The organism is Proteus sp. G4380, assembly GCF_963885725.1.
Lineage (GTDB): Bacteria > Pseudomonadota > Gammaproteobacteria > Enterobacterales > Enterobacteriaceae > Proteus > Proteus mirabilis.
The window spans coordinates 89,223-101,519 of the sequence record NZ_CAWPAV010000029.1 but is presented as its reverse complement, the minus strand read 5'-3'; the positions used below and the strand labels follow the sequence as shown (position 1 = coordinate 101,519).

General features: G+C 36.6%; 10 protein-coding genes. 6 read left to right on the top strand and 4 right to left on the bottom strand.

Going from position 1 to position 12,297, the window contains the following annotated elements:
• Window positions 1-39: 39 nt before the first annotated feature.
• Entirely contained in the window at window positions 40-1,638 is a 1,599-nt protein-coding gene (locus AACU98_RS02110; protein ID WP_017827716.1) for an ABC-F family ATPase, read from the bottom strand.
• A gap of 251 nt (window positions 1,639-1,889) precedes the next feature.
• Here AACU98_RS02110 and AACU98_RS02105 point away from each other — a divergent pair, with 251 nt between their 5' ends.
• Complete coding sequence (locus tag AACU98_RS02105) at window positions 1,890-2,345, top strand: YaiI/YqxD family protein (RefSeq protein ID WP_004251194.1); 456 nt, start codon at window positions 1,890-1,892, stop codon at window positions 2,343-2,345.
• 56 nt (window positions 2,346-2,401) lie between these two features.
• Entirely contained in the window at window positions 2,402-3,802 is a 1,401-nt protein-coding gene (locus AACU98_RS02100) for an amidohydrolase (protein ID WP_017827715.1), read from the top strand.
• Between the two features lie 73 nt (window positions 3,803-3,875).
• Here the strand turns inward: AACU98_RS02100 and yidZ are convergent, their stop codons facing one another.
• From yidZ to mnmH, 3 genes are all read right to left on the bottom strand, one after another.
• Window positions 3,876-4,847 (bottom strand): HTH-type transcriptional regulator YidZ, encoded by a 972-nt coding sequence (gene yidZ, locus AACU98_RS02095; protein ID WP_017827714.1) that lies wholly within the window; start codon window positions 4,845-4,847, stop codon window positions 3,876-3,878.
• Window positions 4,840-6,024: an MFS transporter gene (locus tag AACU98_RS02090; RefSeq protein ID WP_017827713.1), complete on the bottom strand. Its 1,185-nt coding sequence runs from the start codon at window positions 6,022-6,024 to the stop codon at window positions 4,840-4,842. Before AACU98_RS02090 ends, yidZ begins: the two co-directional genes overlap by 8 nt.
• 191 nt (window positions 6,025-6,215) lie before the next feature.
• Window positions 6,216-7,304: a tRNA 2-selenouridine(34) synthase MnmH gene (mnmH, locus tag AACU98_RS02085; RefSeq protein WP_161735435.1), complete on the bottom strand. Its 1,089-nt coding sequence runs from the start codon at window positions 7,302-7,304 to the stop codon at window positions 6,216-6,218.
• A gap of 303 nt (window positions 7,305-7,607) precedes the next feature.
• Here mnmH and AACU98_RS02080 point away from each other — a divergent pair, with 303 nt between their 5' ends.
• From AACU98_RS02080 to AACU98_RS02065, 4 genes are read left to right on the top strand one after another with little or no spacing between them, the layout of a single operon-like run.
• The gene (locus tag AACU98_RS02080) at window positions 7,608-7,889 is read left to right on the top strand and encodes a YtcA family lipoprotein (RefSeq protein WP_004242955.1); all 282 of its coding nucleotides are present in this window, start codon (window positions 7,608-7,610) and stop codon (window positions 7,887-7,889) included.
• A gap of 3 nt (window positions 7,890-7,892) precedes the next feature.
• Entirely contained in the window at window positions 7,893-8,933 is a 1,041-nt protein-coding gene (gene mdtN / locus AACU98_RS02075; RefSeq protein WP_004242957.1) for a multidrug transporter subunit MdtN, read from the top strand.
• Entirely contained in the window at window positions 8,920-10,776 is a 1,857-nt protein-coding gene (locus AACU98_RS02070) for an FUSC family protein (RefSeq protein WP_062814303.1), read from the top strand. Before mdtN ends, AACU98_RS02070 begins: the two co-directional genes overlap by 14 nt.
• Window positions 10,773-12,248, top strand: coding sequence for a TolC family protein (locus tag AACU98_RS02065; RefSeq protein ID WP_161735433.1), 1,476 nt, complete (start codon window positions 10,773-10,775; stop codon window positions 12,246-12,248). Before AACU98_RS02070 ends, AACU98_RS02065 begins: the two co-directional genes overlap by 4 nt.
• The last annotated feature ends 49 nt before the right edge of the window (window positions 12,249-12,297 follow it).

Below are 12,297 nucleotides of genomic sequence, written 5' to 3'. Positions count from 1 at the left end.
CAAGCCTTTTATTTTTTATATTAATAAATAAGTGGGGTACTAACCATCAATCCCTTTCTTAGCCAAGAACTCATCATAAGTGCCTTGGAAATTAGTCACTTTTTCAGGCGTAATTTCAATAATTCGGTTAGCCAATGAGCTGACAAATTCACGATCGTGAGAAACAAAAATTAACGTCCCTTGATAGAGTTCTAACGCCATATTCAGTGACTCAATAGATTCCATATCTAAGTGGTTGGTAGGTTCATCCATAATCAGAACGTTTGGTTTTTGCATCATTAATTTACCAAACAGCATTCTGCCTTTTTCACCACCAGATAATACTTTGACTGATTTTTTAATATCATCTTGTGAGAAAAGAAGGCGACCCAATACACTACGCACCGACTGTTCATCATCTTCTGGCTTCATCCATAAACTCATCCAATCGAAAACGGTCATATCAACTTCAAAATCAGTGGCATGATCTTGTGCATAATAACCTATAGTGGCATTTTCAGACCATTTAACGCGTCCATTATCAGGCGTTAATTCACCCACTAATGTTTTGATCATGGTTGATTTACCCACACCATTGGTGCCTAAAATCGCCACTTTTTCGCCCACTTCCAGCATCATATTTACGTCTTTAAATAAAGGCGCATTTGCTTCATAACCTTTAGCAATATTCTCTACTTCTAAGGCATTACGGAATAATTTCTTCTCTTGCTCAAAACGAATAAAGGGATTTTGTCGGCTAGAAGCTTTGACTTCGGTTAATTGAATTTTTTCAATTTGTTTTGCACGCGAAGTAGCTTGACGAGATTTTGATGCATTAGCACTAAAGCGGCTAACAAAGGATTGTAATTCACTAATTTGTGCTTTTTTCTTTGCATTATCAGCGAGTAAACGTTCACGCGCTTGTGTTGCCGCTAACATATACTCATCATAATTACCTGGGTGAACTGTTAGTCCACCATAGTCAAGATCGGCCATATGAGTACACACCATATTTAAAAAATGGCGGTCATGGGAAATGATGATCATAGTGCTATTACGTTCATTTAATGTTTGTTCTAGCCAGCGGATCGTATCAATATCTAAGTTATTCGTCGGTTCATCAAGTAATAAGATGTCAGGATCAGCGAATAGGGCTTGTGCAAGGAGCACACGTAGTTTCCATCCTGGCGCCACTTCACTCATTGGGCCATTATGTTGCTCAAGTGGAATACCAACGTTTAATAATAATTCACCGGCACGTGATTCAACGGTGTAACCGTCCATTTCACCGAATTTCACTTCAAGATCGGCAACACGTAAACCCTCTTCTTCGCTCATTTCCGGTAAGCTATAAATACGTTCACGCTCTTGTTTAATTTCCCATAACTCAGCGTGCCCCATAATTACCGTATCAAGCACGGTAAACTCTTCATAAGCAAACTGATCTTGTTTTAGCTTACCCAAACGCTCATTAGGATCAAGGAATACGTTACCGCTAGTAGGCGCGAGATCACCACCGAGAATTTTCATAAAGGTGGATTTACCGCTGCCGTTAGCACCGATTAAACCATAGCGATTACCGCCACCAAACTTAACAGAAATGTTTTCAAACAGTGGCTTCGAACCAAACTGCATAGTGATATTATTACTTATTAACAAGACGAATACTCATGATTAGTGAATGATAAAGATAATGGGGCGGCATTATGCCATAAACTTACCCCATTAAGACAGTGGAGTAAGGTTAGCCGATGACTTATTTTACGATATCATGCACTTTAACGCGTTAATCACTTAACACTTAACTCAAAAAGACTATGTGATTTATCTGCTTTAAATAACGATATGAGTGGGAATGTGTTATTTTAATAGGATTAATTTTCAAAAAGAAACAATCAAAGAGAGTTACTATGCCGATATGGGTTGATGCTGATGCCTGTCCTAAAGTTATTAAAGAGATACTTTATCGGGCAGCTGATAGAGAAAAAGTGGTGATCACTTTTGTGGCAAATCAGCGATTAAGTATACCCGCATCGCCTTATTTACGCACATTGCAGGTTTCTGCAGGTTTTGATGTGGCTGATAATGAAATTGTACAACGTGCAAACCAAGATGATTTGGTGATCACTGCCGATATTCCTTTAGCGGCTGAAGTGATCGAAAAAGGGGCTATTGCACTCAATCCTCGAGGTGAACGTTATACAGAGTCAACAATCCGCGAACGATTAAATATTCGTGATTTTATGGATACGATGAGAGCAAGTGGCATTCAAACAGGAGGACCAGCAAGTTTATCACAGCGCGACCGGCAACTTTTTGCTAATGAGTTGGATAAATGGTTACTACAGCAAAAACGTAAAAAATAATAAATTATCAATAAAATAATAAACTTTTGAATATTCTTACCATCCGAGAGGTAGTTATGTCATTTACTAAATCAATGCTTGCACTCGCTGTTATGGCGGTTTCTTTTACTAGTCACGCAGCCAAACAGGCTGATTTAATGATTGTCGATGGCACAGTGTTAACAATGGACGCACAAAATCAGGTTATCGAACAAGGAACGGTTGTTGTAAAAGAAAATAAAATTATCGCCGTTGGGGGGCCTGAGTTAACACAAGAATACCAAGCCAACAAAGTGTTAGATGTGGATGGTGATATCGTGATGCCAGGATTAATTAATACCCACACACATGCATCAATGACGGTTTTTCGCTCTTTAGCCGATGACGTGCCAGACCGATTACATCGTTATATTTTCCCTTTAGAAAATAAAATGGTGTCTCGCGATATGGTTCGCGTGGGAGCAAACCTCGCCAATGTTGAAATGGTAAAAGGGGGAGTAACTACCTATGTTGATATGTATTATTTTGAAGATGAAGTCGCTAAAACGGTTGATAAGATGGGAAATAGAGCCATCTTAGGTGAATCAGTGATTAATTTTCCGGTGGCTGATGCACAAACCCCTGAAGAAGGCATTCAATATGCTGTCAATTTTATTAATGAATATAAAGATCACCCGCGCATTATTCCTGCCTTTGCACCTCATGCACCTTATACCAATACCACAGAGAACCTGCAAAAAATTGCTAAACTCTCGGTAGAACTTGATGCCCCCGTGATGATCCATTTAGCAGAAACCGATAGAGAGAAAGAAGAAATTGCAAAACGAACCGATGGTAAAAGCCCAGTTCAATATATGGCAGATATTGGCGCTTTAAATAATAAAATCATTGCCGCTCATGCGATTATGGTTGATGAGCAAGATATTGATTTATTAAAGAAATATGATGTAGGTGTGGCTCATAATATTAGTGCTAATACCAAATCAGCCAAAGGTGTTTCGCCCGTTGTTGCCATGCTAGAGAAAGGTGTTCGTGTTGGTTTAGGGACTGATGGGCCAATGTCGAGCAATACACTCACAACGATGAATGAGTTAAATTTAGTAGGCAAAATTCATAAATTAGAGAATAAAGATCGCGCCGCAATGCCACCATTAACCGTTGTTGAAATGGCAACAATAGGCTCAGCCAAGGCATTACATATGGAAGATAAATTAGGCTCTTTAGAATCGGGAAAACTTGCTGATATTATTGTTGTTGATACTAAAGCACCTAATATGGTGCCTATGTATAGCCCATATGCAGCATTAGTTTATGGTGCGAATGGAAGTAATGTTCGTCATACCATTGTAGATGGTAAAATTTTGATGGAAGATCGCCAACTGTTAACCGTAGATGAACAAGCGATTATCAGTGAAGCTCAAAACTTTGCGAATAAAGTACGCCAAACCGTTGTTGATAGTGGTGAAGTCGTTAAATAGATTATAGTAATATAGTGTTAATAAGTTTATAAAAGGTGATTTGGTATCAAATCACCTTTTTTATTTTAAACTATCAGATATAGGAGGTTTGTTGGTTAATACTTTTTCTTATTGTATTTCTTAGCCATATAATTTTTGTATTATGGCTATTACGCTTATGCCATAACAAAACAAAAGGTAGATGAAGCTGGTCTAAAAACACAGGGGGGAGAGGTATAGGTAATGTTACAATATCAGGAAAATGTGTTTTCACATAATAACGACAATATCCTGGTGCACAAGTAATTAATTGATGGTCAGGTTGAGATATCATAAAAAGAGATTGCTCAAAAGAAGTATAAGTAATTGCTATCTGACGACTTTTGTTCATTTCTTTTAAGATATTATCTAAAGCCCAATGACTTTGTTTGTCATATTCTGTACTCACCTGAGAAAAAGATAAAAAATTATTAAGATCCCACTTCATTTTCATTAACGGATGATTTTTGTGTAGATAAACGAGTGGGATATCATCAAATAATATTTCATAATCAATCACATCAGGAAGTAGCTCTAGTAACTCTTTTGAGCGTGAATAGTATTCTCGTCCAACAAGCCCAATATCAACTTCTCCATCAATAATATTAGAAAGGGAATTATATTCCCAATTTTTTATCTGAAGTGTGGATTTTGGGTAATGAGATAATATTTGTTGTGGTAAAGAAGGTAACATGACCTGATGTAACGGTGTTTCTAAAACTAAATTAAATTTAAGTCCAACAGGAACTTCTGTATTACGTTTATTGGCTATATGGTGGCTAATATTAATAAAATCAGATAAAGAATCTTCAATACTTAACGATAATGGTGTTGGGATCAACCCTTGTGGACTACGGATAAAAAGAGGATCATCAAACCATATCCTTAATTTGGCTAATGCTTTACTCACAGCAGAAGGAGAAATGGATAACCACTTAGCGGCCAAGGTGACACTGCGCTCCTGTAAAAGAATTTGAAATATGACTAACAAATTCAAATCAATTCTATGTAATGGTTTGTTAGACATTATATTTAACCTTTTTTTGTTCTGTGAACCGAGGAAAGCATAGAAAAAGAGTACCTACAATACAACTGATAAATAAAATAACCACCAACATATTTATTGAGGATACTTCAATCCACCCCATTACCCAAATATAAAGTGAAGAAAAACTTAATTGTGAAATACCCAGCACAGAGCTCGCAACGCCGGCTCGTTGGCTAAATGGAGAAAGTGCTTGGCTCATAATAATCCCAAATAATAACGCAAATCCTGAGCCGCATAATGCAAAGGTAATAAAAAACCAACGAATGTCACTCTTTTTCCCTATAAAAAGGAAAATAATACCTATTCCAAAACATATAAACCCTACTGATAAAATATGCTTATAGCGGTATTTCATTAATATTTTTGGCATTAAAAAAGAAATGGTCATACTTATCATTGCTAATGATGTCATTAATATTGAATACTCTCCTGTTGAATAATTCATTTGTTGCATCACTACAATAGGGGAAATATTGACATAAGTAAGAATAACGGCCATTCCTAAGCATGAAATAAGTAAACGACTTAAAAAATAGCGAGTGAAAAAAGAGTCTGTTGTTGGTTTTATTACAGATAGATTTACTTTTTTATTTTTAATTTCTTTTTTATGGTAGGTCTCTTTTATCCCCAAAAAACAAAAGATAAAAACCAATAGGGAATAAGCCCCCATAAGATAGAACATCATTGACCATTCACAATATAATAAAATAATAAAGCCTAGAACAGGAGCTAATACCGGAATAATGCAAGTAATACCATTTATCATAGAAAGTACTTTAGCACGTTGTTGTTCTGTTAATGTGTCTCTTAATATCGCAAAAGTAACAACGTAACAAAAACCTGACCCACTACCTTGAAAAAATCGTGAAATCAAGAACTGTTTTTCCGTTATCGAAAGCCCAGCACTTAATGACGCTAAGAAAAAAATCAGAGTACCAAATAAAATAACAGGCTTACGACCTAAATTGTCACTGCACCATCCAGCAATTAACATGGATGACACCATTCCCATCAAATAAATTGAAAATGCATGGTGCAATGTCACTTCAGAAGCATTTAAATCGCTAGCAATTGCTGTTAATCCAGTTAAGTATAGATCAACACCAAGAGGATAAATCAATACTAAAAAAAAACTAAAAATAACATATTTAGTCATAAACCACCTCGTTTTAGAAAGTGGCATTCTAGTAACTAAAAAAAATAAAACCTAATGATAAAAGAGCAATCGCTTATTTCCATAATGGAAATAAGCATGCTTTTAGTTTTTATATCCTTTATTTTCTACTTATCTTTAGGGATATATACTAAAATTCGATTTATTTTTTATCCTATTTTCTTGCGTGGGAGTTAATGGTTAGCAAACCATTGTTCAACTTCTTCATAGCTACCCGTATAGATAATTCTATCTTGTTTTTTACTTAACTGGTAACGATACATAGGATCGTAATATTCTTTTAGTAAAGGCGATAACCATGAAAAATGCACTTCTGTATTCGCACTTATTTTTTGTGCGGCTAAAGCATTATCAAGTAATTGAGTTAACTCCGCGGCTCTTTGAGCACCTAATCGACGTCGAATAGCATACAATCCATGATGCAAATAATCACTGTATTCTTGCCAACCTTTTTCTTCACCATACGCTTCAATAAAGTCATGAGTCATACGATCAAAATATTCTTCTTTGAGTCTTGCCATACGCCGCTCAAATGGATCATCCACCACAACCAAATGGGCTGTTGCCATTTGTATACGCAAACTTTCCGGTAAACCATTAGCACCTATAGCACGGCCTTCGTCTTCGAGTACCCAACGCGAATGATAAGGGGATTTTTTTAACATATCGACAGCAAGGTAGTTTTCGAAAGTCGCTTGAGCAAACTGAGCCTCAACAGTGCGACCAAATGAGGAGCCTCGATGATGAGCGAATCCTTCTAAATCAATTCCCTCTGGTAAAGAGCGTACTAAGGTTGTTTTACCATTACCTGTACAACCACCAATTAAGATAATAGGGCGTTGTACTAGCTCATTGGTCATTTCGATCGTCGCTTGTCTTAACGCTTTATATCCACCTTCAATTAAAGGATAATCGATGCCTATTTCAGCTAACCATTTTTGAACAATGTGTGAACGCATACCGCCACGAGCACAGCAAATAAATCCGGAAGGAAAACGCTCGCAAGCCTCGCGCCAAGCAGCAACACGATGTGCTTTTATCTCGCCTTTAACTAATTGATGCCCCAACTCTACCGCTTTTTGAGAGCCATGTTGTTTGTAGCAAGTCCCTACAGCCGCACGCTCTTCATTATTCATTAAAGGTAGATTTATTGCGTTGGGCATCGCTCCTTGATTGAATTCTATTGGCGCACGAACATCAATAATCGGTGTTTCATTGGCAAGGAGTCGGCGTATATTTTGAGCAGAAAGCGTTGATTCCATAATAAAAACTATAATATCTAAACAGGCAGAAAGATTGTCTACTATACTCTTAAAATTACCTAATAGCACACACAGAGCACGTTTTTGTGAGTAATAAAATCAAACTCTATTTAACCAGCACTGCGGCATTATTTTGAAAAGCGTATTTAAAATAAAGAAAATTGAATTGATCATAAATAATTCAACTACAATAACCTTATGCTATTTTTAGCAAAATAATATAAGTCACTTTATTACAACTAAAAATATTATAGTATTGATAGCTATGAATGGATTTAATCATAAAATGATAGGTGCATTACCTTGAACTTAATAAAAAAACATCATCGAATTATCAGCTTAACTGTGATGACTGTATTGTTGACGGGCTGTTCACAAGGGCATTCTCCTTTTATTCCTATGCTAGGTGCTTATTTTCCCTATTGGATGTTATGTACATTTATTGGCCTATTAGGTGCTTTTTGTCTACGGGTTTTACTTATCTACTGGGGAATTGATGATAAATTGCCAGTACCTTTGTTATTTTATTTTGCGATTATGCTATCAATTTCTTTAACTATCTCCTTACTTTATTTTACTTATTAAACTATGGATAAAAAAATTAAAAAAAGCCTAGCACGCGTGATCACCATTATTGTTTTTTTGATAACGCTCATTTTATTATGGCAAAGTATTCATATATCGGCATTAAATCCTCTTAGTGAAGATGCCATCATTGATGCAAATAAAATTAATATCTCAGCCTCGGTGCCTGGACGCATTGCTGCTGTTTATGTCAAAGAAAATAGTAAAGTCAAAAAAGGCGATTTACTGTTTACACTTGATCCCACAATGTACGCACTCAGGGTAGAGCAAGCAAAAGAGCAACTACAGATTGCACAAGCGACATTAAGCAATAAGCAACGTATTATTATTGCGGAAACATCCAATTCAGAAGTGGCACAAGAGCAAATAAAACGTGCGCAGGTCAATTTATCATTAGCCACACAATCATTAAATCGATTAGAACCTTTATTAGCAAAAGGCTTTGTCACAGCACAACAAGTCGATGATGCTCGGACGTTAAAACATGATGCTGAAGTGACATTAAAACAAGCACAGAAACAGAATGTGGCATCTGAAGCACTTATTAATAATACCGATTCAGAAGAAGCATTAGTCAAATCATTAAAAACATCGCTTGCCATGGCAGAGTGGGAGTTAAGTAATACTGAGGTAAGGGCGCCAAGTAATGGATATATTGCCGGGGTCGTTTTATCTCCCGGTGAATTTATTTTATCAGGGCAATCTGTTTTTACCTTAATTGACTCTGATACTTGGTTTGCTTCGGCCTATTTTAAAGAGACGGATTTAAATAATATAAAAATTGGTAGCTGTGTGGTGATTTACTCCATGATTGATAATCAACACCCCATTAAAGGTAAAGTTGAAGGGATTAGTCGGGGAGTCATGTCGACCGACCTGATTAATATTCCAAGAGACTTACCTTATGTACCTAAATCATTAAATTGGGTACGGGTTGAGCAGCGTTTTCCTGTCAAAGTCATTATTACTGAACCACCAGAAGCACTCATGCGCATCGGTGCCACTGCTACTGTAAATATTGTACCTAACGATGATGACTGTTAAATCTTCGCTGATAGCAAAACAAGTCAAACAAGATTTATTACCTTTTGACTATCGGTTCGCCACTACGTGGCGCATAGCGTTACTGTGTGCCTTAATGGCCGTGATCGCTATGGTTTATGAAATCCCTGAATCAGCAATCAGCTGTTATTTAATTATCTATTTGATTAAAGCGGATGCAGTACAAAATATATTACTCTCCCTTGGGGTCATTATTTTATGCTCCATTGTGGTTGGTGTGGCGTTAGTACTGTTTAATCTCACTATTCAAAATATTATTTTACGCTTCTTTTTTATGGCTTTTTTCTCAGCCATTTTTATGTATTTAGCTTCAGCAAGTAGTCTTGGTGATATAGGCAATTTAGTTGCTTTGGTGATCGCCTTTTTAATGACGCTAATTGAAGATATCCCATTTGGTGATGCTGCAACCAGAGGATTGCTTTATGCGTTATTAATGGCCGTTTCGCCGATGCTATTGGTGATTATATTCAATTATTTTTTTGGTATTAGCCCACGGAAATTACTGCTTAATAAAATTTCAACGCGCTTTATGGCAGCCCATGATTTTTTCTTAGGGAAAAAAACTAACCAGATAACGCTGAGTGAAATACTAGGAACACAAGCAGAATGCCAACGTTATTTGATGGTTATGAAAATCCTTTATCTATTAGGTAAAGAAGATATCCAATGGTTAGAAAACATGGTTGATAACTCCTATGCAATATTAGTTATGTCAATAACAATGGATGACAATACCTCAACATCGTTACGTTTTATGTTAGCGAAAAGATGTAAATATATTGCGGACTGTTTTGCCAACCACTCGTTAGATAACATTAAAGATAGTGTGCAACGTCTTCAGCCAATAAATAGAATCGCTTTATTGGCTAAATTTAATACTATTTTGCTAACAAAACGAACCACTAAACCCATTAAAAAAGCCACACCCTTTTTTGTAAGCGATGCATTTAGTAATCCTAATCATAAATACTTCGCTATTAAAACAACTCTTGCCGCTATTTTATGTTATTTGTTTTATGATTATTTTAAATGGCAAGGTATCCATACAGCGATGATCACTTGCTATGTGGTTGCACTTACTTCAGTGGGCGAAACGGTTCATAAACTTACACTAAGAATAATAGGGTGTCTGATTGGCGCATTAATTGGCATGATCTCACTGCTTTATATTATTCCTAATATTTCTGATATTTTTCAGTTGATGGTATTGATCTTCTTCTGTCTTTTACCTGCAGCCTGGGTTGCCGCCGGTAATGAACGTATCTCTTATGCTGGCGTACAAGTAGGTTTAGCCTTTTTGCTAACGACACTACATGGCTTTAAACCGAGTTTTGATATGGATGTGGTTTCCGACCGTATTTTGGGTATTTTATTAGGCAATATTGTTATGTATGTCATTTTTACTCGAGTCTGGCCCGCGAGTATCGTCAATACAATATACAAACAGCTCGCCACGATTTTAGATGACTATACAAAGTTAAGATGCTCTGCCAATAAAAGTGAGTGTTTAGATTTAGTCGCCTCTATTAATGAGACTATTGCACAATCTAAAGATAATATTGATTTACTGCTGTTTGAGAGAAAAGATAAAGAAAGAAACAAAGTATTCACCTTGTTTTTTAAACAGTCATTAAGCAAGATTTCTTACATCAGTCGTCATAGTTATGCTGATAGGTTTATTTTTGATGATAATGGTGAGTATTCCGATACACTGCCTTTATCTCCAGATGATTTTAAGAAAAATGTCTTAACTGAAGAAATAAAAATGTTGCCCATCAATGAAAGAGAACAAGTATTTAAACAGTTAATAAGAGAAAATAGATGATGATAAAATCGGCCATTAATCATAAAAAATATATTCTATCATCGTGGTTAAGTTTATTACTTGTTGGATGTATTGATACTAGCGATTATGGGAAATACTCAGCACAACAACCGATGCCTTATAATAATACAAACTATATGGCAGCTTCTGAGCAATACCTCGCCACACCTCAGCAAGAGCAAACCACTAAAACGAGCTATGGATTGGCCGAGCTTATCGATCTTGGTCAGCAAAATAATCCTGAAACACGGATTGCTTGGTTATTAGCGAAAAAATCAGCCACCGATATTGGTATGGTAGAAAGCACTTATTTGCCGATTATTACCGCAACGGCATTGGCAGGCTATCAAAGAGGAAAAGTAGATTTACCCGCCAATCCAATTGTTGATGATATTAAAACATCAAACAGTGCTTTTATTCCAGCGTTAACCTTTAGATGGCTTATTTTTGACTTCGGCAAACGAGGAGCTTTAGCCGATGCCGCTAAACATGCTTCTTTGGCAACAAACCTTAATTTTAATCTGATGCATCAAAAAATAATTCATGATGTTTCTGTTGCCTATTTTAGTTATGGTGCGGCCCTTAAAAAAGTCACTCTTACCCAAGAGGCACTGCAAAGAAGCAAAGATATTTTATATGCCATAGAGCAAAAACGTGCGCGGGGATTAGCAACCGTATTAGATGTTGCTTTAGCCAAACAACAAGTTGCCCAAGTAGAATTACAACATGTGTTAGCTAAAGGTCATGAAAAAGATCAGTATCAGTTATTACTGTCTGCAATAGGTGTCTCTCCCTTTGAAAAGGTAAAAGTGAATTATGATAATGACGCGCGCTTACCTGATGATATTTCCCCATTGACTCACGATGTGATAAAAAAAGCGTTATCACAACGCCCTGATATTTTAGCTCACTATGAATTAGAGCAAGCGGCATTAAAAACGGCACGCTCTGTTGAATCTGACTATTTTCCTAAAGTGTATCTCGCCGGTGCTCTTGCTGGTGGTTCGGGGCATTTTGATGTTCAGGGGTTACCTGAAATTAGCCAACGAACTTCATCGTCGAATATTTTAATTGGCGTGAGTATTCCCTTATATGAAGGGGGCATGCGTCAGTCGCGAATGAGCAATGCTCAATCAGATATCCAATTAGCACAAGAAAATTTGCGCAAAAGTCAAGATACGGCAATCAAAGAGATCTCTCTCAGTGAGAATGCGTTAAGATCGGCCCTTGAAGCAAACAAAGCGGCTAAAAATCTCGTTGATACCGCACAATTAAGTTATACCGCCAGTGTCGATTTTTTTAACAATGGATTAGGTACAGTAACGGAGATTAATACTGCAGAAATTGCACTATTAAATGCGCAACTCTCACATATAGATGCTTATACAGGTTCATTAATTGCCGCAGTAGATTTAGCCTTTGCTTTAGGGGATATTGATCAGGGCTTACCTAATATACACCTTGATAAATAGAGATAATCACCTTATAAAAAGGGCTGCCTATCAAATAATAAAGCAATAG

Excerpts from the sequence above, each read along its gene's own strand:
- mdtN (WP_004242957.1), top strand. The coding sequence starts at position 7,893 with ATGGATAAAAAAATTAAAAAAAGCCTAGCACGCGTGATCACCATTATT.
- AACU98_RS02100 (WP_017827715.1), top strand. The coding sequence starts at position 2,402 with ATGTCATTTACTAAATCAATGCTTGCACTCGCTGTTATGGCGGTTTCT.
- AACU98_RS02065 (WP_161735433.1), top strand. The coding sequence starts at position 10,773 with ATGATGATAAAATCGGCCATTAATCATAAAAAATATATTCTATCATCG.
- AACU98_RS02090 (WP_017827713.1), bottom strand. The coding sequence starts at position 6,024 with ATGACTAAATATGTTATTTTTAGTTTTTTTTTAGTATTGATTTATCCT.
- AACU98_RS02070 (WP_062814303.1), top strand. The coding sequence starts at position 8,920 with ATGATGACTGTTAAATCTTCGCTGATAGCAAAACAAGTCAAACAAGAT.
- AACU98_RS02105 (WP_004251194.1), top strand. The coding sequence starts at position 1,890 with ATGCCGATATGGGTTGATGCTGATGCCTGTCCTAAAGTTATTAAAGAG.
- mnmH (WP_161735435.1), bottom strand. The coding sequence starts at position 7,304 with ATGGAATCAACGCTTTCTGCTCAAAATATACGCCGACTCCTTGCCAAT.
- yidZ (WP_017827714.1), bottom strand. The coding sequence starts at position 4,847 with ATGTCTAACAAACCATTACATAGAATTGATTTGAATTTGTTAGTCATA.